General features: G+C 61.8%; 19 protein-coding genes, 1 tRNA gene and 1 pseudogene. 6 read left to right on the top strand and 15 right to left on the bottom strand.

Annotated features, from left to right (window positions below):
- Positions 1-57: 57 nt before the first annotated feature.
- From ACIPO9_RS18115 to ACIPO9_RS18070, 10 genes are all read right to left on the bottom strand, one after another.
- Positions 58-1,884 carry a prolyl oligopeptidase family serine peptidase gene (locus ACIPO9_RS18115; protein ID WP_400782576.1) on the bottom strand — a complete coding sequence of 609 codons (1,827 nt, stop codon included), beginning with the start codon at positions 1,882-1,884 and terminating at the stop codon, positions 58-60.
- Positions 1,850-3,052 carry a pyrroloquinoline quinone biosynthesis protein PqqE gene (pqqE, locus tag ACIPO9_RS18110; RefSeq protein ID WP_400782575.1) on the bottom strand — a complete coding sequence of 401 codons (1,203 nt, stop codon included), beginning with the start codon at positions 3,050-3,052 and terminating at the stop codon, positions 1,850-1,852. Before pqqE ends, ACIPO9_RS18115 begins: the two co-directional genes overlap by 35 nt.
- Complete coding sequence (gene pqqD, locus ACIPO9_RS18105) at positions 3,024-3,299, bottom strand: pyrroloquinoline quinone biosynthesis peptide chaperone PqqD (protein WP_274131494.1); 276 nt, start codon at positions 3,297-3,299, stop codon at positions 3,024-3,026. Before pqqD ends, pqqE begins: the two co-directional genes overlap by 29 nt.
- Entirely contained in the window at positions 3,296-4,051 is a 756-nt protein-coding gene (pqqC, locus tag ACIPO9_RS18100) for a pyrroloquinoline-quinone synthase PqqC (protein WP_400782573.1), read from the bottom strand. Before pqqC ends, pqqD begins: the two co-directional genes overlap by 4 nt.
- Before the next feature lie 9 nt (positions 4,052-4,060).
- On the bottom strand, positions 4,061-4,972 hold the full coding sequence (pqqB, locus tag ACIPO9_RS18095; protein ID WP_400782570.1) for a pyrroloquinoline quinone biosynthesis protein PqqB: 912 nt from the start codon (positions 4,970-4,972) through the stop codon (positions 4,061-4,063).
- A gap of 98 nt (positions 4,973-5,070) precedes the next feature.
- Entirely contained in the window at positions 5,071-5,142 is a 72-nt protein-coding gene (gene pqqA / locus ACIPO9_RS18090) for a pyrroloquinoline quinone precursor peptide PqqA (RefSeq protein WP_008365141.1), read from the bottom strand.
- 174 nt (positions 5,143-5,316) lie between these two features.
- The gene (pqqF, locus tag ACIPO9_RS18085) at positions 5,317-7,722 is read right to left on the bottom strand and encodes a pyrroloquinoline quinone biosynthesis protein PqqF (RefSeq protein ID WP_400782568.1); all 2,406 of its coding nucleotides are present in this window, start codon (positions 7,720-7,722) and stop codon (positions 5,317-5,319) included.
- Positions 7,723-7,904: 182 nt separating this feature from the next.
- Complete coding sequence (locus ACIPO9_RS18080; protein WP_400782567.1) at positions 7,905-8,705, bottom strand: carbon-nitrogen hydrolase family protein; 801 nt, start codon at positions 8,703-8,705, stop codon at positions 7,905-7,907.
- A gap of 10 nt (positions 8,706-8,715) precedes the next feature.
- Positions 8,716-10,410, bottom strand: coding sequence for a flavin monoamine oxidase family protein (locus ACIPO9_RS18075; protein WP_400782564.1), 1,695 nt, complete (start codon positions 10,408-10,410; stop codon positions 8,716-8,718).
- Positions 10,411-10,529: 119 nt separating this feature from the next.
- Positions 10,530-10,991 carry an Lrp/AsnC family transcriptional regulator gene (locus tag ACIPO9_RS18070; RefSeq protein WP_274131486.1) on the bottom strand — a complete coding sequence of 154 codons (462 nt, stop codon included), beginning with the start codon at positions 10,989-10,991 and terminating at the stop codon, positions 10,530-10,532.
- Positions 10,992-11,254: 263 nt separating this feature from the next.
- On the opposite strand from ACIPO9_RS18070, the gene ACIPO9_RS18065 reads away from it, so the two are divergent.
- The 5 genes from ACIPO9_RS18065 (at position 11,255) to ppk2 (ending at position 16,430) form a co-directional block, all read left to right on the top strand.
- Complete coding sequence (locus tag ACIPO9_RS18065; protein ID WP_400782563.1) at positions 11,255-12,259, top strand: 2-keto-3-deoxygluconate permease; 1,005 nt, start codon at positions 11,255-11,257, stop codon at positions 12,257-12,259.
- Entirely contained in the window at positions 12,256-13,545 is a 1,290-nt protein-coding gene (locus ACIPO9_RS18060) for a four-carbon acid sugar kinase family protein (RefSeq protein WP_400782561.1), read from the top strand. Before ACIPO9_RS18065 ends, ACIPO9_RS18060 begins: the two co-directional genes overlap by 4 nt.
- Positions 13,538-14,539 (top strand): 4-hydroxythreonine-4-phosphate dehydrogenase PdxA, encoded by a 1,002-nt coding sequence (gene pdxA, locus ACIPO9_RS18055; protein WP_274131480.1) that lies wholly within the window; start codon positions 13,538-13,540, stop codon positions 14,537-14,539. Before ACIPO9_RS18060 ends, pdxA begins: the two co-directional genes overlap by 8 nt.
- A 54-nt stretch (positions 14,540-14,593) precedes the next feature.
- On the top strand, positions 14,594-15,364 hold the full coding sequence (locus ACIPO9_RS18050; protein ID WP_400608619.1) for a DeoR/GlpR family DNA-binding transcription regulator: 771 nt from the start codon (positions 14,594-14,596) through the stop codon (positions 15,362-15,364).
- 154 nt (positions 15,365-15,518) lie between these two features.
- On the top strand, positions 15,519-16,430 hold the full coding sequence (ppk2, locus tag ACIPO9_RS18045; protein WP_274131476.1) for a polyphosphate kinase 2: 912 nt from the start codon (positions 15,519-15,521) through the stop codon (positions 16,428-16,430).
- A 549-nt stretch (positions 16,431-16,979) separates the two neighbouring features.
- Here the strand turns inward: ppk2 and ACIPO9_RS18040 are convergent.
- Positions 16,980-18,026 carry an FUSC family protein gene (locus ACIPO9_RS18040; protein ID WP_400782558.1) on the bottom strand — a complete coding sequence of 349 codons (1,047 nt, stop codon included), beginning with the start codon at positions 18,024-18,026 and terminating at the stop codon, positions 16,980-16,982.
- A gap of 119 nt (positions 18,027-18,145) precedes the next feature.
- Between ACIPO9_RS18040 and ACIPO9_RS18035 the strand changes: the two genes are divergently transcribed.
- Positions 18,146-18,838: a CatB-related O-acetyltransferase gene (locus ACIPO9_RS18035; RefSeq protein ID WP_400782556.1), complete on the top strand. Its 693-nt coding sequence runs from the start codon at positions 18,146-18,148 to the stop codon at positions 18,836-18,838.
- Here the strand turns inward: ACIPO9_RS18035 and ACIPO9_RS18030 are convergent.
- The 4 genes and pseudogenes from ACIPO9_RS18030 to rpoD all read right to left on the bottom strand — a co-directional run bounded on the left by ACIPO9_RS18030 (position 18,835) and on the right by rpoD (position 24,854).
- On the bottom strand, positions 18,835-19,464 hold the full coding sequence (locus ACIPO9_RS18030) for a hypothetical protein (protein WP_400782554.1): 630 nt from the start codon (positions 19,462-19,464) through the stop codon (positions 18,835-18,837). The genes ACIPO9_RS18035 and ACIPO9_RS18030 overlap by 4 nt on opposite strands.
- Positions 19,465-19,526: 62 nt before the next feature.
- Positions 19,527-19,603 (bottom strand) — tRNA-Ile (locus tag ACIPO9_RS18025).
- 16 nt (positions 19,604-19,619) lie between these two features.
- A pseudogene (locus ACIPO9_RS18020) lies at positions 19,620-22,577 on the bottom strand (EAL domain-containing protein); the annotation flags it as partial.
- Positions 22,578-23,006: 429 nt separating this feature from the next.
- Complete coding sequence (gene rpoD, locus ACIPO9_RS18015; RefSeq protein ID WP_274131466.1) at positions 23,007-24,854, bottom strand: RNA polymerase sigma factor RpoD; 1,848 nt, start codon at positions 24,852-24,854, stop codon at positions 23,007-23,009.
- Positions 24,855-24,872 lie beyond the last annotated feature (18 nt).

Raw genomic sequence — 24,872 nt, 5'->3', positions numbered from 1 at the left:
CGGGAGCGATCTTGAATCCGCCACGCCGGCAAGTCGGACTGCTACGGTCCGGGTTTCTCAGCTGTCGATCACCTTGCGATAAAACGCCCATTCGCTTTCCAGCGCATGGGCAAGGTTCTCGGCCTTGCGGAAACCGTGGCGTTCTTCAGGGTAAAAGTGGCCTTCTGCCGGAATGCCCCGTTCCCTCATCGCTTCGAGCATGTCGCGGGTCTGGGCGGGGACGACCACCGCGTCCAGCTCGCCCTGAAAGAAGATCACCGGCACCTTGATTCTGTCAGCATGTAACAGCGGCGTGCGTTCTTTGTAGCGCGCCATGTCGATGTCCGGATCGCCGATCAGCCAGTCCAGATAATCCGCCTCGAACTTGTGGGTCGCTTCGGCCAGGGCCAGCGGGTCGCTCACGCCATACAAGCTGGCACCTGCACGAAACACATCCTTGAACGCCAGCGCACAGAGCGTCGTGTATCCACCCGCGCTGCTGCCACGGATGAAGGCCTGGCTAGGGTCGATCAGCCCGCGTTCGGCCAGATGCCCGACCACGGCGCAGGCGTCTTCGACGTCCACCGCGCCCCACTCCAGAAACAGCGCCTGCCGATACGCCCGGCCGTAACCGGTGCTGCCGCGATAGTTGAGGTCGGCCACGGCAAACCCGCGCTGGGTCCAGAACTGGATGCGCGGGTCCAGCACCGGGTAGCAGGCTGAGGTCGGCCCGCCATGGACGAACACCACCAGTGGCGGTTTCGCGTCGCCGTTCATGACCGGATAGAAGTAGCCGTGTGCCTCGCCCGAGCCGCTTGGATAGCGCAAGGTCTGCGGGCGGCTGATACGCTCGGCGGGCAGGGGCGTGACCCCGCCTGCCAGCAACTGGACGGTTTTGTCCTGTCGATTGATGGCGATCACGGCCGCAAGGCTGACTGCCGACGCAGCGATGCAGTAAATGTACTGATCATCCATCGCCAGGCTACGAAAACGGTTGTAATCGCCGCTGAAATCGTCCACCGAGCCGTCAGTCCTGTGCAGGCCAAGCACACCAACGCCATTCTCCGACCAGGTGGCCAGATAGCCATTATTACCAGTCGGCAGCCAGCTCGAAGCGCCCATTTGCCAAGGAGCGTCCGCGTGATCGGCCTTGGCGGCGGGCAGGGCCTTGAAGCCGTCCAGTGTCTCGACCCAGGGCTGCCAAAACCCGCCCCGGTCGGTAATGCAATACAGCGTGCCTTGCTCGTCGAAACGCGGTTGCTGCAACGCTTCGAGCCCCAGCCCGCCCGCCAGGCAGTGCGCGCGTCCCCACGTACCATCAGCCAGACGCTCGACACTCAACAGCCGCGTCGAAGTCCAGGGCTGGTGCGGGCGCCACCACTCGATCCACACCAGCCGCTCGCCGTCGGGGCTCAGGGTGGGTGCCGCATAAAAGTCCGCACCCTCGGCCAGCACTTCACGCCTGCCATCTGCCAGGTCAATGCTCACCAGACGGTGCGTGTCCTGATCCTCTTCCACGGCGAACACCTGGCCGCGGGCCGCGCTCAGGTCGGCAAAGCGCCTGTCACCCTGGGTCAGTGGCTGCGGGGTGATGGAGTCAAACGCCTGGAGGTAGAGCTGCTGGTCGGCCTCGTTGACGAACACCAGCGCGCCGTCAGTCAGGCAGAACGACCCGCCGCCGTACTCGTAGACCCGGGTGCGGACGCTGAAACCTTCGGGCGTCAGGCAGGAGGTGAGGCCGTTGCTCCAGCGCCAGATGCGCGAGGCGGCATCCTGCGGGCGAAATTCGATCCAGAAGAGGCCGGCGGCGCTGACGCTCAGCTCGGAAAAATCGACGCCTGCCGCCACAGCCTGGGCGGCAGAGAACAGATCAGGATTTGGCGATGAGTCGTGAGTTTCGTTCATTGCGAAAAGCCAGTTGCTCGATGGTCTGGCTAGCATACTCGGCTTCGTCGCGGGCTTGGGTGATCAGCCCGTGGTGCTGTGATTTGCTGCACACAGGGTCCGCGTTGCTGGCATCGCCCGTCAGCATGAAGGCCTGGCAACGGCAGCCGCCGAAATCCTTTTCCTTTTCATCGCAGGAGCGGCACGGCTCGGGCATCCATTCGTAACCGCGAAAGCGATTGAAGCCGAAAGAGTCATACCAGATGTGTTGCATGCTGTGATCACGCACATTGGGGAACTGGATCGGCATCTGCCGCGCGCCGTGGCAGGGCAGGGCGGTGCCATCCGGCGTGACGGTCAGGAACAGGTTGCCCCAGCCGTTCATGCAGGCTTTCGGGCGCTCTTCGTAATAGTCGGGTGTGACGAAAATCAGCTTCACCGGATGATTCTCGGCGGCAAGCTTCTCCCGGTATTCGTTGGTGATGCGTTCGGCGCGCACCAGTTGATCCTTGGTCGGCAGAAGGCCGACGCGGTTCAGGTGCGCCCAGCCGTAGAACTGGCAAGTCGCCAATTCTACGAAGTCCGCCTCCAGCGCCACACACAGCTCGATGATCTTGTCGATGCGGTCGATATTGTGCCGGTGGGTCACGAAGTTGAGCACCATCGGATAGCCGTGCTTTTTCACCGCACGGGCCATTTCCAGCTTCTGGGCGAAGGCTTTTTTTGAGCCTGCGAGCATGTTGTTCACTTGCTCGTCGCTGGCCTGGAAGCTGATCTGGATGTGGTCCAGGCCGGCTTCCTTGAAATCGATGATTTTCTGCTCGGTCAGGCCAATGCCGGAGGTGATGAGGTTGGTGTAAAACCCCAGCCGCCGCGCTTCGGCGATCAATAGCGAAAGATCCTGGCGCACCAGCGGCTCACCGCCGGAAAAGCCGATTTGCGCCGCGCCCATTTGCCGGGCTTCGGCCATGACCTTGAACCACTGTTCGGTTGTCAGCTCCTGCCCCTGCCTGGCGAAGTCCAGCGGATTGGAGCAGTACGGACATTGCAGTGGGCAGCGGTAGGTCAATTCCGCGAGCAGCCACAGCGGCAGCCCGACCGGGGGCGTGGGCGGGATGTGCACCTTGGATTCGCCGGACGCGGGGGCTTGGGTTGCAGCGTCAGGCAAGCTCGATCCAGTGTTCTGCACGCGCGACCTCCATGAATTGCTCGACATCGCTGCCAAGCTCGGGAACGCCGGGGAATTTCTCGTCCAGTAGGGCAATGATCGCACCGACGCTGCGTTTGCCGTCGATCAGGCCGCCAATTTCAGCGGCGCTCTCGTTGAGCTTGATCATGCCTTCCGGGTACAGCAGCACATGGCCATTCTGCGCCGGTTCGAACTGGAAGCGGTAGCCACGGCGCCAAGTGGGGACGTGTTCGCGATTGAAGCTCATAGCTCGATACCTTTGTGCCAGACGCGCTGGTCAGTGACGCTGTGATAGGGCGGTCGGTTCAGCTCGTAAGCCATGCTCATGGCATCGAGCATGCTCCACAAAATGTCGAGTTTGAACTGCAGAATTTCCAGCATGCGCTGCTGGCCTTCCCAGGTCGTGTAGTGCTCCAGCGTGATCGCCAGACCATGCTCCACGTCGCGTCGTGCCTGGCCTAGCCGGGTGCGGAAGTATTCGTAGCCGGCCGGGTCGATCCATGGGTAATGCTGCGGCCAGCTGTCGAGGCGGGACTGGTGGATCTGCGGGGCGAACAGTTCGGTCAGGGAGCTGCTAGCCGCTTCCTGCCAGTTGGCGCGCCGGGCGAAATTCACATAGGCATCGACAGCGAATCTTACGCCTGGCAGTACCAATTCCTGCGAGCGCAGTTGGTCAGGGTCCAGACCGACCGCCTGGCCCAGGCGCAACCAGGCTTCGATGCCGCCGTCTTCACCGGGGGCGCCGTCGTGGTCGAGCAGGCGCTGAATCCACTCGCGACGAATCTCGCGATCCGGACAGTTGGCCAGAATTGCCGCGTCTTTCAGGGGAATGTTCACCTGGTAATAGAAGCGATTGGCGACCCAGCCCTGAATCTGCTCGCGAGTGGCGCGGCCCTCATACATCGCCACGTGATACGGGTGATAGATGTGGTAATACGCGCCCTTGGCACGGAGGGCCTGTTCGAATTCGGCGGGAGACATTGCAGCGCGTTCGGTCATGTCGGCTCCTTAAAGCTCGATACTCATGCCATCGAAGGCCACTTCGACTTCGCGGCGGGCCAGTTCCGCGCGCTCGGGCGAGTCTTCGTCGAGGATCGGGTTGGTGTTGTTGATGTGGATCAGCACCTTGCGCTGGCGTGGCAGCTTTTCCAGCACTTCGAGCATTCCGCCCGGGCCATTCTGCGCCAGGTGGCCCATTTCGGTCCCGGTGCGCGTGCCCACGCCGCGCCGCTTCATCTCGTCGTCGTCCCACATCGTGCCGTCCACCAGCAAGCAGTCGGCGCCGCTCATTTTCTCCATGAGGGCATCATCGACCTTGCCCAGGCCCGGCGCGTAGAACAGCTTGCCGCCGGTCCTGAGGTCTTCGACCATCAGCCCGATGTTATCGCCCGGGTGTGGGTCGAATCGGTGCGGCGAGTAGGGCGGCGCCGCGCTGCGCAGAGGAAACGGCGTAAAGCGCAGGTTCGGGCAAGCCGGAATCACGAAGCTGCCTTTCAGTTCGATGCGGTTCCACACAAGGCCACCGTTCCAGTGCTTGAGCATGTTGAACAGCGGGAAGCCGGTGGTCAGGTCTTCATGGACCATGTCGGTACACCACACCTGATGCGGGCAACCCTCGCGCAGGCTCAAAAGCCCCGTGGTGTGGTCGATCTGGCTGTCCATCAGGATGATCGCGCTGATGCCGGTGTCGCGCAGGCCGCGATTGGGCTGCATGGGGGCAAAGCCTTGCAGTTGCGCCCGGATGTCGGGGGAGGCGTTGCACAGTACCCAATTCACGCCGTCATCTGACAGGGCAATGGATGACTGAGTGCGAGCATGTGCCCGCAGGCTGCCGTCACGAAAGCCTGCGCAATTGACGCAGTTGCAGTTCCATTGGGGGAAACCGCCGCCTGCAGCGGAGCCGAGAATCTGGATGTGCATGGATACTCCGTGCCGATTGGCCGCCTGCCGGGCCAGAAAAATCTTGAGTGCTGGAACAAAAAAGCCCCGGCGAACCGAGGCTTGTCACCGCGCAAACATTAACGGCTTGCGAAGTACATGGTTACTTCAAAGCCGATGCGCAGATCAGTGTAAGCAGGTTTAGTCCACATAAAAGACTCCTTCTGGGTTAATGCAACGGTGGGTGGGTACATCTTTAGTACACCTACGAGAGGAGACGTTCAAATGCTTAGGCAGCTATGTTACTAAAAATAACGCCGACTCAATGATGAAATATCCGATAAAGATTTTTACAGATCAGGCAACGATGGGTTCGCTGCAGCCAGCTAGACGCGTGGGTTAGGGCGGTTTGCCAGGCAAAGGCGGGCCGTCTGAGGTAGCGCTATCCGACTGGCGGCATCCCGCAGCATCGCTGGGGTCAAATGTGCAAACGAATGTTGCAGCCGCTCGAGGTAATCCTGGGGGTGCCCGCACAGGTGCGCCTGCCAGAGAAGCTCGGCCGCTGCGGGGATTTCCATGGCGCCAAGGTCCATCTGGCCGGCCAGCGTTCCGAGCTCCGCAGGCAGGTCTGCTTGCGCGACCAGCTCAGGCAAGGTTTGCAGGAATGTCTCGATGTGTCCTACCAGTTGTTCAACGTCGGCGCTGGGAGATTGCACGCCAAACAACAGCCCGCCTTGCCCGGCAATCTGTCGGAAACCGCTGAAAACTGCGTAGCCCAGTTGCATTTCCACCCGAAGACGTTGGTAGAACGGCGCCTGAACCAGATGGGCGAATAGCCGCCAGATGGCTTCATCCTCGGTGCTGTTTGAAGGCGTTGGGTAGAAAAGCAGCACGGCATTTTCAGAAGAGTCCGACGGCTCGCTGCGCCAGCGCTGGCCTGGGATCTGCCCAGCCGGTTCTATCGGCGCGTTATCCGGGTTGCCGGGCACCTGTTGCAGGGTGTGGTTCAGCGCGGGGCCGACCCCTGTGGCGAACCCGATCCAGCGCGAGCTGGCCCAGACGCTCTGCAGGTCGTTGGTTTCCGTGGTAAGCGTACTGTTCAAAAAGTGATCAGCAAGGGTGGCGAGCAACTGACGGATTGGAATGGGGGCGGGTTCTGTCAGCGGCTGACCGTATCTCGCCAGGGTTTGCTCGTCGGGACGTGAGAGCAATTGCAGCGCTTTTTCCAGCACGGCCGGTACAGGTTCGGCCAGGCCACTCAATTTGAGTTGCCAATAGTTGCCGTAGGCCGTGAATGCCAGCGTGACGCCTGCCTGTTGGGCATCTGCGCTCAGGGCCTTGAGGCTGGCGTTGAGCATTCGGTGCAGCATCGGCTGCGGCGCGGGTAGCGTCCAGCGCAGATAGAGGGCACCCTCGCCTGTCGTCGGCAGGGCGCCGCTGAAGGTCATGGCAGGCAGCGTAATGGCGGTGCTGATCGGCGTGGATGGCGCGCGCAGGAACGGGTTGGCCTCAGGCAAGCGCCAGTTGATCTCGCCCAAGGCCGTGGATGGCAAATTGACCTGGGCTGTGAGCTGGTCGAGAAGGGCGTCGATCGCGTTATCGTTCAAGTCCGTTGGCTGGGCGCTGTAGTGCCGGGCCAGGGGCAGGGCGGTGCTGACGGCGAGGCGACGTTGTTCCAGGCGCGCGTGCTCGCCGAGGAGTTTGTGGTAGTGGGTTTTGAAGAATGTCAGCCAGTGGCATATCAGGCTTTGGATCTGTGTTGCCTGGTCTGGCGTTGTCGCGGGCAAGCGCGCTCCTACAGGGTGTGCGCGATTTTCTGTAGGAGCGCGCTTGCCCGCGACGGCGTCCGAAAGCGCGACCTCAACTTCCAGCAACACCTGCTCCGCGAACTCATACACCACCTGAGCCTTCAACGAGTCGATCACCCCCCGCTCCCGCAATTGCGCCACCAGCCCGCCCGGTTGCGTATTGTTCATCCACGTGCAGAGAAAGGCCGCCGTCTGTTCGTGCCCCTCGGGCAGCCCTTCGCACGGGAACATCAGATGAATCTGACGCTGATCGGTATCGGCCTTGTATTCGCGCTGGCCATCCAGCAGCGCCGGGGGCATCTGTTGCTCCACCCGACTGCCCTTTGTGAAATACCCGCCATGGGCCCGCGCCAGAGCCTCCAACTCATCCAGCGGCTGCGGCCCGGCCAGGCTCAAGGTCATCTGGCCGGCCTGATAGAAGGTGCGATAAAAATCCCGCAGCGCCTGCTGAAATGCCTGACGCGGGACCGGCAAGCTGAAGCGATTACCAGCGTGGAATCCGCGCAAGGGGTGCAGAGGCGACAACGGCTGCAAGCGCTTGAGCTGTTCCCGTGATGCGGCATCCCGCGACCAGGCGATGAATTCTGCGTGCAACACTTCCCTTTCCCGCAACTGATCGTCCAGCGTCATACGAGGATGCGCGAGCATTTCGCACAGCCGCGCAAGACCTCCGGCGAATGCAGCAGGCGCCAGCTCGAAGAAAAAGTCGGTAGTGCGTTCGCGAGTGCTGGCGTTGAGTTGCCCGCCATGACGCTGAACGTAGGCCATCAGCTTCTGATCGGCAGGAAATCGCTCCGTGCCGAGAAAGAACAGATGCTCGAGGAAGTGCGCCAACCCCGGCCATTGCGACGCCACATCATGGCTGCCCGCCGCCACCCGCAGTGCCGCTGCAGAACGCTTCAGGCGCGGCGCACAGCACAGCTCCACCCGCAGGCCGTTGGGCAGGGTCAGGGAGCGGTGGGTGGTTGCATCGGGTGCAGGCATGACGATTTTCGCAGTCGCGTAGGAGAGTGAAGGGTCATGCTAGCGGATTACAGAACAGGCGGCATGTATACAGCGGTCCGTAGCAGCACGGCTTGCCGGCGGGGGCGGTGTGTCAGTAATTAATGCAGTGACTGACACACCACTCCCGCCGGCAAGCCGTGCTGCTACGGGTGAGGTGCTACTCAGGGTTTGCTCAGCCCTGAATAGAAACCGGGGCGTCGGTCATTGAAGTAGGTGTTGATCGCTTGGGATTCGCTCATGACCTGCCGATCCAGATCCGCCATCACCAGGGCTTCCTCGTGCCCCGCCAGCCCGACCTGCTTGCCGTCCGGCGCACAAATGCTGCTCAGTCCGCAGTAATGAATCGGGCCTTCACTGCCGCAATAGTTGGCGTAAACCAGATAGCACTGGTTTTCGAACGCGCGCGCACGCACGGTGACTTCGGCGACAAAATCGTACGGCTCCATGTTGGCGGTCGGCACCAGAATCAGGTTCACGCCTTCCAGCGCCAGCCGCCGGGTGTTCTCGGGAAATTCCACGTCATAGCAGATCAGGAAACCCAGCTTCCAGCCGTCGAATTCCACCACCGGAAAATGCTCCTCTCCTGCACTGAACATCGACTTGTCCAGCTCACCGTAGAGATGTGTCTTACGGTAATTGCAGAGGCGTGCACCTTTGGCGTCGATCAACTGCACCGAGTTGAAGACCTGATCGTTCTCGCCCAGCTCCGGATAGCCATACAGAATCGCTACGCCAGTCGCCTGGGTGATGGTGGCGATGGCTTGTGCCGCCGGGCCATCGCTGCGCTGGGCCAGTGAACGTGCGGCCTGCGCGCCGATGTTGTAGCCACTGAGAAACATCTCCGGGCAGACCAGCAGCGCAGCGCCTTGGGCCGCCGCTTCGATCGCCTGGGTATTCAGGCGCTGCAGGTTGCCGCTGATGTCCAGCGGCAGGGGTGGGCATTGATACAAAGCGACGCGCATGGAGAGCCTCTTATTCCGGCAACACGACCGGGCCGATTTCGTGGAAAACGTCACCCGGTCCCGGGTTCTCGGCGTGGGTCTTGCCGCCGAAGTGGGTCATGATGCCCCACACCGCATTGAGCGAGGTCTGCACTGCGCCCTCGACCCAGGCGGGCGTCCATGACACGTCGTCGCCGGCGATGAAAATGCCGCGCTGATCGTCAGGCATGTCCTTCTGCATGAAGTGCGCATACATCCGCTGGTTGTAGCGGTAGTGCCCCGGCAGTGCACCCTTGAAGGCACCAAGGAAATGCGGGTCGGCTTCCCACGACACCGTGATCGGATCTCCGATGATGCGCGCGGCGATATCTACCTTCGGGTAGATCTTTTTCAGCGCGCCCAAGGCCAGGCTGACGCGCTTTTCCACCGGATGCGGCAGCATTTTCAGCGCATCGCTCATCCATGAGTACGACAGACAAATCACGCCCGGCTTCTCGGTGCCATTGGCGTAGGTGCCGTTGTCGAACAGGTAGGTGCCGCGGGTCAGGCGGTCGGTCAGGGTCATGCTCATCAGGTCGCGGCCGGTTTCCGGGTCCTTGTCCTTCCAGAACGGGCGATCGACCATGACAAAGGTTTTCGACGACTGCATGTAGCGGGTACGGTCCAGGGCCATCCACATCTTCTGCGAGAACAGCGACTCTTCGCATTCGATCTGGGTGGTCAGCAGCCAGCTCTGGCAGGTGGCGAGCACAGCGTCGTAATGCCGGGTGTCACCCCAGTTATCGGTGACGGCAAACTGGCCGTCGGCTGAGCGGGCAATGCGCTTGACCCCGGTACGCGGCGCGCCGTGGTGCAGGGTCGCGAGGCTGGTGCCTTCCGGCCAGTGAGCGCACCGCTCCGGCGCGTGACGCCAGATCCCCAGCGGCACTTGCTCGACGCCGCCGACGATGAGGTGCTGGTGATCGTCGCAGTTGGTCATTACCACGCGAAAGATTTCCAGCATCGAGTTGGGGAAGTCCGAGTCCCAGCCGCCGGTGCCGAAACCGACCTGGCCGAACACTTCGCGGTGATAGAACGACAGCTTGGCGAAGGCTTTTGAGGTGGCGACGAAATCGTAGAAAGTGCGGTCGTCCCACAGCGGCACCAGCTTGTCCCACAGTTCCTTTAGGCGCGGCACGTCGCGGTCGCGGATGGCTTGCTGAATGTCGGCGAACTGCGCGCCATCTTCCAGCGCATCGGCCCAGGCGTCAGCCACTTCCTGAAACAGCGCAGGCAAGTCCGACAGTTTCTGTGCGTAGTGGGTAGCGCCTTCCAGGTCGATGACAGTGCTGCCAGAGGCTGCGGTCAGCGGGTTGGGGAAGGGTTTTGATTCAAGACCCAGTTTGTCGACGTAGTGGTAGAACGCCGTGGAGGACACCGGGAAGCGCATGCCGCCCAGCTCGGCAATGATGCCTTCGGCGCCTTCGAATTGCTGCGAGCGCAGGCGGCCGCCCATTTTCGAGGCTTCGTAGACGACAGGCTTGAGGCCCAGTTTCATCAACTCGTAAGCCGCGACCAACCCCGCGATACCGGCGCCGACGATGGCCACTTCCTTGCCGTGATTTTCCTGGGGAATGCTGCCCAGACCGGCCGGGTGTTCGATCCAGTCGTCAAAGGCGAACGGAAAGTCCGGACCGAAAATCGTGATCGGTTTTTTGCCGTCGGCGGGGTGGCGATTGTTCTTCATGGACTGACCTTGTTCGACTGTGGCGCGAAAAGGAAAGTCTAGATAACAGTTGAGACGTTAATAAGACGCAGAGTGTCGTCGTTGTGTAGATAAATCAGTCAAAATGACGAACTTTTTGGTCAGACCGGCTGCCCGCGATCGATCTTGCTGCTGAGGATGATCGAGGTGGTGGTCTTTTCCACGCCGTCGACGCTGCCGATCAGGTCCAGCAACTGGTCCAGCTGTTCGGGTGAATCGGTGCGCAGCCAGGCCACGTAGTCGAATTCGCCACTGACCGCGCACAACTGCTGAACCTGCGCCAGCGCGCTCAAACGCCGCAACACTTCCTTGCCCGAACGAGGCTGCACGGTGATCCCGACATACGCCTGCAGGCCGCCATCGACGACCCGCTGGCTCAGGCGCACGCCGTAGCCGGTGATGATTCGGGTTTTCTCCAGGCGCGCCAGGCGAGAGGTGACAGTGGTACGTGCGATCCCCAACTGCCGGGCCAGATTGGCGACGGGCTCGCGAGCGTTGATCTGCAGGGCCGCGATCAACTGGCGATCGATTTCGTCGAGAGCGGGAGGGCGGGTGTCGGACAAGAGAATCTCCATCAGCAAGCGGGCAATATTACCCGCTACCGGGATTTGTGTCCGACCTGCGCCTCGTGGCGCGCAGCTGCGTGCTTGTTTCTCCGCTCGTCTGCGCGAAATGAACATTTTATTGATCGAATTGCGCATTTATTTTGATTGGCATAAGCTCGCCTGAGCAAATCGATCACAAAGATGATCATTTCGCGCAGATTTGAGTGTTTAGCGCCTGCACCACACCCATTGCTGCAACCATAAAAATAAGGAGTATTCCCGTGGCCCAGATTCCAATCAAACGCACCATCGAACGTGTACCCGGCGGCATGATGATCGTGCCGTTGCTCATCGGCTCGCTGATCGCGACGTTTCTGCCTGACATGCCGAAGTTCTTCGGCTCCTTCACCAATGCGCTGTTCACCGGTTCGCTGCCGATCCTGGCGGTGTTCTATGTGTGCATGGGCGCGAGCATCGACGTCAAGGCCACGCCTTACCTGCTGAAGAAAGGCGGGGTGCTGTTTGCCACCAAGGTCGGCACTGCCATGGTGATTGGCGTGGTCATGGGTCACTTCCTGGGCGAGCAGCCGATCAGTTCCGGGGTGTTCGCCGGGCTGTCGACGCTGGCTGTCGTGGCGGCGATGAACGACACCAACGGTGGTCTGTACATGGCGCTGATGGGCCAGTACGGGCGTTCCGAAGACGTGGGCGCCTACTCGGTCATGTCGCTGGAGTCCGGCCCGTTCCTGACCATGGTCACCCTCGGCGTTGCGGGCCTGGCGGCCTTCCCATGGCCGACGCTGGTGGGGGCGATCCTGCCACTGATGCTGGGCATGTTGCTGGGTAACCTGGACCGCGAAATGCGCGACTTCCTGGCCAAGGCCGTGCCGGTGATGATTCCCTTCTTCGCCCTGGCGCTGGGTGCCAGCCTGGACCTGCACAAGGTCTGGCAGGCCGGCCTGCTGGGCATCGGCCTGGGCCTGGCCGTGGTGGTGCTGACGGGTATTCCGCTGTACTTCGTCGACCGTGCCACGGGCGGCACCGGTGTTGCCGGGATGGCGGCCGCCAACACGGCGGGTAACGCTGCTGCAGTGCCGGCGCTGGTGGCCGCGGCTAACCCTGTCTATACGGAGGCCGCGAATTCCGCGACTCTGCTGGTGGCCGCTTGTGTGGTGGTCACGGCTGTTCTGTCGCCGATTCTTACGGCGTCCGTCGCCAAGCGTCACAAAGAGCGTCACGCTGCAAAACAGGTGAAGGTCAATGCGCAGCAGGAGGCGGTGAGATGACATTGCTGATCATTGCCGATGATCTGTCGGGCGCGGCGGACTGCGCAATTGCCTTCGCCGGCGCCGGGATGAGCACGGTGGTGACCCTCGATGCGTCCCACGACACCGGCGATGCCAGCGTGGTTGCCATCGACACCGACACCCGCCGCCTGTCTGCCGATGCAGCAGGTCAGCGCACGCTGTCGGCATGGCAAGTGCTGCGCCGGCCCCGGCAGCACCTGTACAAGAAGATCGATTCGACCTTGCGCGGCAACTGGGCGGCTGAAGTCGCTGCCCTGCAACCCCAGGCGGGCCTTGCGATTGTCGCGCCGGCATTTCCTGCCACCGGGCGCACCACTCTTGAGGGCCGGGTGCTGGTCAATGGTCAGCCGCTGGAAACCACTGACACCTGGAAGCTGGAACATGCCGAGCGTTCGGCAGACATCGCCTCGATGCTCGAGGGTGAGGGCCTGCGCACTGCGAAGCTGAACCTTGAACTGCTGCGAGGCGATTCCATTGCATTGGTCAGGCACATTGCCGAAATCGCCGGCAGTGGCGTCGAAGCCTTGATCGTCGATGCGCAGACCACCGCCGATCTGCATATTTTGGCCAGCGTTACCCTGCAGATGACTGAGGCGCTGGCGCTGTTCTGGGTCGGATCCGGCGGGCTGGCGCGGGAAATCGCTGCGCTGTCTGAGCAGGTGGCTGTTCCTGCACAAGCCCCTGAGAAGTTCGCGCCGACGCTGGTTCTGGTCGGCAGCCTGTCCAGCGTTTCCGAACGCCAGTGCGCGCTGCTCAAGGAGCGCTCCGGCATCGGTGAATTGATTGTCCCGCCTGCCGTGTTGCGTCACGGCATGGCCCATGCGGACTGGGCTGGTTGGGAAATGCGCATCGGCCAATGTTTGCGTCGCGGCGAAGATCTGCTGCTGCGCATCGGCCGTGACGACGCATTCGATCCGGCCGAAGGTGCGCGCCTTTCGACGCTGCTGGCCGCGCTGGTCCGGCCGCATTTCGCCCATGTCGGCGGGCTGGTGGCCACCGGTGGCGAAACTGCCCGCGCCATGCTCGGCGCGGTGGGGATCGGCAGCCTGCAATTGCTCTGTGAAATCGAAGCGGGTGTTGCCTTTGGCCGCCCGATCGCAAGCCGGGACGGTCATCGTCCGGGCGTGGTGACCAAGGCCGGAGCGTTCGGCACCGATCACGCGCTCTACGCCGCCTGGCTGCATATGAACAACGCTGTAGCGCCTGTGGAATCGTCCGCAGGTCTTGTAACGAATCCTGCTCTACAAGGTAAGAATCATGAGTAATTATTTGCCAGTCATCGGTATCACCATGGGCGACGCGACTGGCGTCGGTCCTGAGTGCATCGTCAAGAGCCTCGCCCACGACGTGGTGTATCAGCAGTGCCGACCGCTGGTGATTGGCGATGCCGGGCGTTTGGAGCTGGCCAATGAAATCGTCAAGGGCAGCCTGAAGATCCGCCGTATCGACGACGCCTCCCAGGCCCTGTACGAAAAGGGCGTGGTGGATTGCATCGACCTGAACCTGATCCCGGCCGACCTGCCTTTTGGCGAGTTGTCACCCATTGCCGGCGACGGCGCCTACCAGTACATCGCCCGTGCGGTGAAGCTGGCCGAAGCCGGCGAGATCGACGCGATCTGCACCGCGCCGCTGAACAAGGAAGCACTGCATGCCGGTGGCCACAAATACCCCGGCCACACCGAGATGCTGGCCCACCTGACCAATGTCGACGAAGTGTCGATGATGCTGGTGGCGCCGCAACTGCGGGTCATTCACGTGACCACTCACATCGGCATCATCGATGCGATCCGCAAGATCGAGCCGGGCCTGGTCCAGCGCACCATCGAACGCGGCAATGCCACGCTCATCAAGTCCGGCATTGCCCGGCCACGCATCGGCGTATGCGGCATCAACCCGCATGCGGGCGAGAACGGCCTGTTCGGTTATGGCGAGGAAGAAGAGAAGATCATTCCGGCGGTCAAACTGTTGCAGGAGCAAGGTCTGGACGTGACCGGCCCGCTGCCGGCAGACACCCTGTTCTTCCGCGCTGGCCGGGGCGATTTCGACCTGGTGGTAGCGATGTACCACGACCAGGGTCATGGCCCGGTCAAGGTGCTGGGCCTGGAAGCGGGCGTCAATGTCACGGTGGGCCTGGAAGTGATTCGTACCTCGGTCGACCACGGCACCGCGTTCGACATCGCCGGTAAAGGCATCGCGGACGAGCGCAGCCTGCTCGAAGCCCTGCGCCAGGGCGCCGAGCTGGCGACGCGGCGGGGGTGAGGACGTGTGGCCCGGTCGTGTAAGATCAGCGGCCTTCCCCCCACGAGGCCACCCATGAAAGCCACCGACCGTCACCGCGCCATTCTCGAACTGGTTCGCGCCCGCGACACCAACGTCGAGCAATTGAGCGCTGCCCTGGGTGTGTCGGAGGCGACGGTGCGGCGCGACCTGACCATGCTCGCCAAGCAGCGCCACCTGGTGCGCACCCATGGTGGTGCCACTGCGCTGATCGGCGTGCATGAGCCGGAAGCCTCGCTGGAGGAACGCAAGTCCGCCCAGCGCGACCAGAAAGACGCCATCGCCAAGGCGGCGGCGATGCATGTCGAAGAGGGTGACACCGTGCTGCTCGATGGCGGCACCACCTGCGCGGCGCTGGCCTTGCACCTGTGCTCGCGGCAGAACGTACACGTGGTGACCAATAACCTGCTGGCAGTGATGACCCTGGCCAACGCACCGGGAATTCGTCTGACGTTGATCGGCGGTGACCTGCGCGGTTCGAGCATGAGCACCCTGGGCCCGCTGGCCGAGCTGACCCTCAGCCGCTTGAGCGTGGACAAGGCGTTCCTGGGCGCGGACGGCGTGGTGGCGGAGTTCGGGCTCTGCGAAGCCAGTGATCAGCAGGCCTATCTCAAGGAGTGCATCATCAAGCGCGCCGCCCAGGTGTTCGTGCTGGCGGATGTAGACAAGCTGGGTCGCGCCCGCCAGCAACACTGGACCCCCATCGAGCGCGAGTGGACGCTGATCACCTCCGGTGAGGCGGATGAGTCGTTGCTGGCGCCGTTCAAGGCGATGCAGCAGATCTCGGTGGAAACTGCAGACGCCTGAGCGCCAAAGGACCTGCGTTTACTGGCGTTCGTAGGCTGTTTCCCCAATATTTGTAGGACTTTTCCCTGCTGTCACCGCTTTGTCATTCAGCTGTCACTCCCGGCATGTCTAAATCGGCTCCCTGACCCTCTGAATCCACGCTGGGAGCCCTCTCATGAGTCTGGATATTTCCGAAACCGCCCGCTACATCCAAGCCGACATCCTCGACAGCTTCGACGAAGAACTGGAGATGGAATACGACGACGCACGTCTTGACGGTCTGCTTGCGGACCTGGGTGAGGAAGTCCCTAAAGGCATCGACCGTCGCGTGTATTTCCGCGAACTGCTGCGCCTGCAAGGCGAGCTGGTCAAGCTGCAGGATTGGGTGGTCAGCCAGAAGCTCAAGGTGGTCGTGTTGTTCGAAGGCCGTGACGCGGCGGGCAAGGGCGGCGCGATCAAGCGCATCACCCAGCGCCTCAATCCTCGGGTCTGCCGAGTCGCCGCGCTGACCGCACCGAGCGAGCGCGAGCGCACCCAGTGGTACTTCCAGCGCTACGTTTCGCACCTTCCGGCGGCGGGCGAAATGGTGCTGTTCGACCGTAGCTGGTACAACCGCGCGGGCGTCGAGCGGGTCATGGGGTTCTGCGATAACGAAGAATACGAAGAGTTTTTCCGCACCGTTCCCGAGTTCGAAAAGATGCTGGTGCGCTCGGGCATCATTCTCATCAAATACTGGTTCTCGATCACCGATGACGAGCAGTATCGCCGGTTCCTGATGCGCATCCACGATCCGCTGAAACAGTGGAAGCTCTCGCCGATGGACCTGGAATCGCGCCGTCGCTGGGAAGACTACACACGCGCCAAGGAAGAAATGCTCACCCGCTCGCACACCGACGTGGCGCCGTGGTGGATCGTGGAGGCCGACGACAAGAAACGCGCGCGGCTCAACTGCATCCATCATTTGCTGGAGCAGATCCCGCGTGGTGAAGTCGAGGCGCCGCAGGTGATCCTGCCGGAGCGCGAATACAACGCCAACTACCTGCGCGCCCCCGTGCCGCGCAACATGGTGGTGCCTTCGGTTTACTGAGGACGCTGCCTGCTGGCGGAGGCGTGCTCAAGATCGCTCCCGCGGGCAAGCCCGGCTGCTACGGGGATTTGGTTGTCACGAAGATTCGCGCCTCCCCCGATCCCGTAGCAGCACGGCTTGCCGGCGGGGAAGCCCTCAAGATCAGCGCACATCTGTAGGAGCGCGCTTGCCCGCGATTGGGTCTATCAGGCGATGCAGATGTGTTTGAAAGTCCCGGCCTCATCACGGGCAAGCGCGCTCCTACAGCGTCGGTCAGAGACACGCTTGGGGCTTCACCTCAACCCCGTAGCAGTCCGGCTTGCCGGCGAGGAGACCCTCAAGATCAGCGCACACCTGTAGGAGCGCGCTTGCCCGCGATTGGGTCTATCAGGCGATGCAGATGTGTATGAATGTCCCGGCCTCATCGCGGGCAAGCGCGCTCCTACAGCTTCGGTCAGAGACACGTTTGGTGCTTCACCTCAACCCCGTAGCAGTCCGGTTTGCCGGCGTCGACGTTTTGAAGGTCGCCATCACCTCATAGGCGAACGGCTAGAGGCGGCGAGCTCGGAATCAGATCTTCCACTTCCTCGCCGTCTTCGCCAGACGCTGTTGCAGCCCTTCGAGGTTCAAGGCCAACTGCCGGTTCATCAACTGATAACCCAGCATTTCAGCCGAGGCTGCAGGCGCTTCCGGACCCACCGACAAAGATTCGGTCGGCCGCTTCAGGCGCTCTGTCGCGCCGCTTTGCAACGCGCGAGCCATGCCGATCAGCATGCGCCGGATACGCCGTTGTTCGGCGTCCAGGCCGGTCGCCCCCATGTCCAACGGGCGAAGATTGGAAAGAATTTCCAGGGTGCTCAGACACATCCGGAAATGCCCCTGAATCGCGTCCAGCTCCACCGCCGAGATCCTCACTTCCTTGGACACCGATGGCATCAGCGACCTTAACTGCAGCATCGTTGCGTTGAGCTTGGCCGTCAGTTTCAGATGCTCGTCAGCCGTGATCGACTGCCCGCTGCAAATGCGTTCGTACACCTTGGCGCAATTGCGCAAACCCTTGGCCAGGTTGTAGCGCCACGAGTACACCGCGTACAGCGGCAGGGCGAAAGAGAACGCCAGGGCCAGCACGATGCCGATCAGGATATCCACAGTGCGCCACAGCCCATCGGTGATCGGGTTGTCGCCATGGCCCGCGACGATGAACAGCGTAATGGCCGAGAGCAGCGCCGTGTAACCGCCCTTGCCGATGGCGTGATAGGCGAAGAACCCGCAGATCAGCGCCATGATGCAGTACGTCAGCAACGGCATGCCCAGGTACATCTGCTGCGCCACCACCATCAACCCGAGCGCCGCGCCGATCAGGGTGCCATAGGCCCGCTCCACCGACTTCTTGCCGATATTGCCGTGATGCTGCAATCCGCCGATCACGATCAGCATCGTGACCGACGCCCATTCGCCGTGGGGCAGATGAATGCCGGTGGTCAGCAGAATCGACACGATCAGGCCGACCACGATGCGACCGGCGTGAATGTAGCGCGCGTACAGATAGCGGCGGTATGGGTCCAGCAAAGGACGCAGCAGCGGGCGCAGAAAGGCGGGCAGGGAGAGGATATTCATGGGGTAACAGACCCTGAAAGTGGCGAATGTATCCGGATAACTAGCAAACGGCCGGCCCAGAGCTTCTGGTAGGCTGGCGACATGACAGGTCCGCTGGCCGAGCGACGAGGAATAACCAATTGCAATACCTGAAAGATCTGTACTGGAAACGCTGGATCAGAAAACGCGGCGCCAAGCTGGCCGGTGGTTTGCCGTCGTTGAGCAAGCGCTGTGAGCTGGTCATCGAGGATCACGTCGAACTGGGACATTTAGAGTTGCGCACAGGTCACGTCGAAATCGGGGCCCACACCTACATTCGCAGCGGAACGCACCTGTCGCTGGTGTCGTCCATCGGACGTTTCTGTTCTATCGCCTCGGATGTCTACATCGGCCAGGAGAAATACACCCATCCCAGCGACTGGACCAGTTCGCACCCCTTCCAGTACACCGACTCGCCACTGACCTATACCGCGCCAACCGAACTGGCCGTCATTGGCCATGACGTCTGGATCGGCCACAGCGCCATGATCATGGAAGGCGTCACTGTGGGAACTGGCGCCATCATCGCGACTCGCGCCGTGGTCACCCAGGATGTGCCGCCGTACGCCATCGTCGCGGGCTTTCCGGCGAAGATCATCCGCTATCGCCACGCGCCGGACATCATCGAACGCCTGCTGGCCAGCCAGTGGTGGGAGCGTGATGTGAGTGAGTTGAAAACCCTACCCATGGACCAGCCCGAGCTGTTCTTGCAAGCGCTGGAGGCCGGCCGCGCCAGCACCCTGGCTCGTTACCGCAAGCTCAGTATAAGCCGCGACGGATGCCGGGAGATTTAAGCGTCGCCTGCGGCTGAACGGTGCACAACCAGATCGGCTGACAATCCTGCGCGGAACAGCTGCACCACGTGTTCCGGTGTCAGCACGACGACCTGTTCGTCCGGCGACATCTTTTCGCGAAGGGGCTCGTACCCTTCAAACGACCAGCGCCACTGCTTGCCCCGCCACACCAGAATGGCCTGGCCGTCAGCCTCGATCATCGTCCCGTCCGGCAAACTTCCCAACCTTGCCCGCCAGGTCCGCTGGCTGCCGTCAGCGTTCAACCGCTCCCCATGCAGGACCCGGTCAATGCCGACGGCGGATCGATCCGTTTCGGGAAACACCTGTGCCCAAAGCGTCTGAAAATGTTTGTAGGATGCACGGCGGCAATAGCTGCACGGCCGATGCCCGGCCGCGTAGCTCGTGGCCTCATCAAGAAAGAACAACTCGGTATAACGCCCCGGCGACATCACCTGACGCCGCACACCCTTGAACTCCAGCACGCAGGTAATCCACCGCTCCAGCGCCCAGTGGCGAGTGATCTGCCGGTGCTCGTTGTGCAGCAGGCCACGATTGCCCATGAAGGTGCCGCGGCTGGTGTTGGCGCAGAGTTGTGAGGTTGGGGTGACGCGGTTTTGTAGAGGCATGGGGTGGTCCTCAACCGGGTATCGGGGCGAAAAAAAGCCGCGCAATGCGCGGCTTTCAAAGGTGGTGGGCCCACACGGACTCGAACCGTGGACCAAAGGATTATGAGTCCTCTGCTCTAACCAACTGAGCTATAGGCCCCCAGTCTGGCCGCGGATTATAACGATGGTTTGCGTGCCGGGCTATCCGAAAAGTCCGAAAGTGTCATACGAAGAAACGTCGCGCAAAATTCATCGGGGCGCAGGGGCAGGCTGACGATGTAGCCCTGTATCTGTTCGCAGCCTTCGTCGGCGAGGAATTGCTGCTGCTCGATGGTTTCAACGCCTTCGGCGATGACGGTCAGTTGCATGCTGCGGCCCAGGGCGATGATGGCGCGGACGATGGCGGCGTCGTGGGGGTCGTCGGGCAGGCCGCGGACGAAGGACTGGTCGATTTTCAGGATGTCCAGCGGCAGTCGCTTGAGGTAGCTGAGCGAGGAGTAGCCGGTGCCGAAGTCGTCGATGGCCAGTTGCACGCCGAGTTTTTTCAGGCGATGCAGGACGGACAATGCTTCTTCGGTTTGGGACATGATGAAGTTTTCGGTGATCTCCAGTTGCAGGCAGCCCGGTTGCAGTTGGTACTGATTGAGCAGTTGCTCGATGCGGTTGACCAGGTTCGGCTGGCGCAATTGGGCACCTGCCAGGTTGACCGAGAGCGGGCCGAAGATGTCGTAGGTCTGGTTCCAGCGGTGCAGTTGCTGGCAGGCCTGTTCCAGCACCCACTCGCCGATCTGCAGGATCATGCCGTTCTCTTCGGCCAGGGGAATGAAGCGCTCGGGTGGGACTTCTCCGAAAGTGGGGTGGCTCCAGCGAATCAGTGCCTCGGCTCCGACCAGTCTCTGTGTCAGAAGGCTGACCTTGGGCTGGTAGGAAAGTGTGAATTCGTTGCGTTCGATGGCGCGGCGCAGTTCGTGTTCCAGGGCCACGCGCTCGCTGGCCTGGGCGGTCAGGTCGCGGGTGTAGCTTTCGACGCGGTTGCGGCCCTTGGCTTTGGAGCGGTACATCGCGGCGTCGGCGTTCTTGATGATGGTGGCGACGTCCGAGCCGTCGGTCGGGAACAGCGCGGTGCCGATGCTGGTGCTGATGAAGAACTCGTGCTCGCCCGCCTGGAAGGGCGCCGAGAAGCTGTGCAGCAGTTTGGTGGCGATGGTTTCTGCATCGTGGGCGGTTTGCAGTCCAGGCAGCAGGATGATGAATTCATCGCCGCCCAGGCGCGCCACGGTGTCGATGTCCCGCAGGTTCTCTTTGAGGCGATGGGCGATGCCTTTGAGCAGCAGGTCACCCACCGGATGCCCGAGGCTGTCGTTGATGTGCTTGAAGCGGTCCAGGTCGAGAAACAGCACCGCGCCCAAGCTGTGCGCATCCCGGCTGTGGTTCAGGGCGGCATGCAACCGGCTCTCGAACAGGGTGCGGTTTGGCAGGCCGGTCAGTGGGTCATGGTGGGCCTGGTAGTCCAGTCGGGCCTGGGCTTGCTTGAGGCTGGAAATGTCTGCAAACACCGCGACGAAGTGGGTGATGAACTTGTCGCGGTTGCGCACGGCGCTGATGGTCAGCCAGGCAGGGTAGATCTCGCCGTTTTTGCGCCGGTTGCTGATTTCCCCCTGCCAGTGCCCCTCGGCCGTCAGTTGGTACCACATGGCTGCGTAGAAGGCGCTGTCGTGCAGGCCGGAGGCGAGCAGGCGAGGGGTCTGGCCGATGGTCTCGCCTTCGCTGTAGCCGGTGATTTCGCTGAAGGCGCGGTTGACGGCGTTGATGCGCTGGCGGGTGTCGGTGATCAGAACGCCCTCTGCCGTGCTCTCGAACACGGTTGCGGCCAGTTGCAGTTTTTCCTGCATCTGGTGCCGTTCGGTGATATCCCGGGCGATGGTCAGCATGCAGTCTTCACCGCCGATGGGCAGTGGGCGCGAGGAAATTTCACACAGCCTGACCTGACCGTCCCTGCGACGAATGTGGCTGGGGAAGTCCTTCACGAACCCGTCGCGATTGAGCTGCTCCAGCAGCTGCTGGCGCTCGTTGAGGTCGACCCAGATGCCCAGGTCAAGGGTTGAGCGATCAAGGGACAGCGAGCTGTGGTAGCCGGTGATGCGGCTGAAGCCGTCGTTGATTTCCACCAGCAGGCCGTCGCTTTGCCGGGTGATCAGCATGCCATCGGGTGAGGAGTGGAAGGCCTTGGCGAATTTCTCTTCGGACAACTGCAGTTGCTGTTGCGCCTCCTTGAGCGGGGTGATGTCACGCACCACAAGAACGACGGCGGGGGTGGAGTCCAAGTCGAACGGCTCGGCAGACAGCAGGCCGGTGAAGGTGCGGCCATTGCTGCGGCGGAAGGGCATTTCCAGGTTGCGGATGCTGCCTTTTTGCAGGCGCTGCAGCAGGCTGCTGCCGATGTCCGGGATGCCCCAGATGTCCAGCTCGCTCGGGGTCTTGCCAATCACCTGGTCGGGCGCCAGGCCGATCTGTTCGACGAAGGCCTGGTTGGCCTCCAGGAAGCGGCCGTCCGACAGCCGGGCGATCACCAGAATGTCCGGACACTGGGCGAATACCGACGCGAACTTGCCTTCGGAGCGGCGCAGGGCCTCTTCGGTCTGCTTGGCTTCGCTGATGTCGATCATCAGGCCGCGCATGACAGGCTCATGGCCATAGCTGATGAGGCTGACGATGTCGCGTACCCAGACCACCCGGCCATCGGCAGCGATGACTCGGTAATCGAGGCTGTGGTCGTTGCCCTGGGCGATCTCCTGATGGCAGAAGCCTTCTGCGCGGTCCACATCGGCGGGGTGGACGATGCCGCGCCAGAAACCGTGCCTGCGCCACTGGTGAAGCGGATAGCCCAGCAGGTTCTCGGCGTGTGGCGAGACGTAGCTGTAGGAGAAATCGTGGGTGTTGGCTTCCCAGGCAATGGCCGATAGGCTCTCGATCATGCCGCGGTAGTGGTATTCGCTGCTGCGAAGCTCTTGTTCCAGGGCTACGCGCCGGGAGATTTCCGAGCTGAGCCGGCGGTTGATGCGCACCATGACCGCCAGTACGGTGGACAGCAGAAGCAGGCCCGGAAGGCCATAGAGTACGAAGTCGCGCCAGAATCTGCCGGGCTCTCCAGCGGAAGGCGAGGGGCTATCGGGGTACGGCGCTTCATTTGCGGCCAGCGCCGTGTGCAGCGCGTCGTCCATGTTCGAAAGACCCGCGCCCACGTCATCGCGCTGCGAGGTGGGAGCTCGTTCGATGTCGGGCAGTGCAGCTTCCTTACTCTGCATTGAGTCCCCGTGCACGCCCTGCCAGGTTTCCCCTTGAGGGAGCACCTGCGCGTCGACTGTCGTCGACCCCATCAAGCACAAGAAAACAATGGCCGGCATCCGAAACATGGCAGGCCTCAAAAGGTTTCAGCGTTGAGAATGAGTCGAGTGTAGCCTCGCTGATAGCCACTGGCATACTGCCAAAAATCCGATTCCCTGAAATGCAAAAACCCCGGCATGGGCCGGGGTTCTTGTAATGCAGCGTGACGCAGCGTTTGCTTACTCGTCCAGGAACGAACGCAGGTGTTCGCTTCTGGTCGGGTGACGCAATTTGCGCAGGGCCTTGGCCTCGATCTGACGAATACGCTCACGGGTTACATCGAACTGCTTACCGACTTCCTCCAGGGTGTGGTCGGTATTCATGTCGATGCCGAAGCGCATGCGCAGCACCTTGGCTTCACGGGCGGTCAGGCCCGAGAGGACTTCGCGAGTCGCTTCCTTGAGGCTCTCGACGGTTGCCACATCGATTGGCGACTGCATGGTCGAGTCTTCGATGAAGTCACCCAGATGCGAATCTTCGTCGTCACCGATCGGGGTTTCCATGGAGATCGGCTCTTTGGCGATCTTCAGAACCTTGCGGATCTTGTCCTCAGGCATCTCCATGCGCTCACCCAGCTCTTCCGGGGTCGGTTCGCGACCCATTTCCTGCAACATCTGGCGGGAAATGCGGTTGAGCTTGTTGATCGTCTCGATCATGTGCACCGGAATACGGATGGTGCGTGCCTGGTCGGCGATCGAGCGAGTGATCGCCTGACGGATCCACCAGGTGGCATAGGTCGAGAACTTGTAACCACGACGGTATTCGAACTTGTCCACCGCCTTCATCAGGCCGATGTTGCCTTCCTGGATCAGGTCCAGGAACTGCAGGCCGCGGTTGGTGTACTTCTTGGCGATCGAGATCACCAGACGCAGGTTCGCCTCAACCATCTCTTTCTTCGCGCGACGGGCCTTGGCCTCGCCGATCGACATGCGACGGTTGATGTCCTTGATTTCCAGGACGGTCAGGCCGGTTTCTTCTTCCAGTGCGGTCAGCTTCTGCTGGCAACGCTGGATGTCGGCTTGCAGGCGACCAATGGCTTCGGCGTATTTGCTCTTGCCTTTGGCCAGTGCGTCGGTCCAGCTCTGGTCGACTTCGTTGCCAGGGAACTGGCGCAGGAAGTCGGCGCGCGGCATGCGGGCATCACGAACGCACAGTTGCATGATGGCGCGTTCCTGGGCGCGCAGACGCTCCAGGGCACTGCGAACGGTCTCGACCAGGTTTTCAAACTGCTTGGGTACCAGTTTGATCGGCATGAACAGCTCGGCCAGAGCCAGCAGCTCGTCGTTGGCCTGCTTGCTGCCACGACCGTGCTTTTTCAGGGCCTTGAGGGTGATCGCCATCTGATCGGAGACTGCACCGAAGCGCTGTGCGGCGATGACAGGATCCGGGCCGCTTTCGGCCTCTTCCTCGTCATCTCCGTCGGCGGATTCTTCGTCGTCATCGTCGGAATCGTCAGCCTTGGCGGCTTTCTGATCGACAGGGATCGGCGCTTCGGCAGGCGGCGCGATGCCGTCGTCCGGGTCGATGTAACCGCTCAGGACGTCGGACAGCCGACCGCCTTCGCTGGTAACGCGATCATACTCGGAGAGAATGTGCTCGACCGTGCCAGGGAAGTGCGCGATGGCGCCCATCACTTCACGGATGCCTTCCTCGATACGCTTGGCGATTTCGATTTCGCCTTCGCGTGTCAGAAGCTCGACCGTACCCATTTCGCGCATGTACATGCGCACCGGGTCGGTTGTGCGACCGATGTCGGTTTCGACGGCCGCCAACGCTGCGGCTGCTTCTTCAGCGGCTGCCTCGTCGGTGTCGGCTTCAGCCAACAGAAGGGCGTCCGCATCCGGAGCGCTCTCGAATACGTTGATCCCCATGTCGTTAATCATGCGGATGATGTCTTCCACCTGTTCCGGATCTGAAATATCCTCCGGCAGGTGGTCGTTGACCTCCGCGTAAGTCAGGTAACCCTGCTCACGACCACGGCTGATCAACTCTTTGAGGCGAGACTGCTGTTGCGCTTTTCCGGACATAACACCCTATCCACTGAA

The organism is Pseudomonas sp. NPDC090203 (genome assembly GCF_044746765.1).
In the GTDB taxonomy this organism is placed as follows: domain Bacteria; phylum Pseudomonadota; class Gammaproteobacteria; order Pseudomonadales; family Pseudomonadaceae; genus Aquipseudomonas; species Aquipseudomonas putida_AD.
Note: the sequence above shows the minus strand (reverse complement) of the source record. Positions and strands in the feature narration are given on the sequence as shown.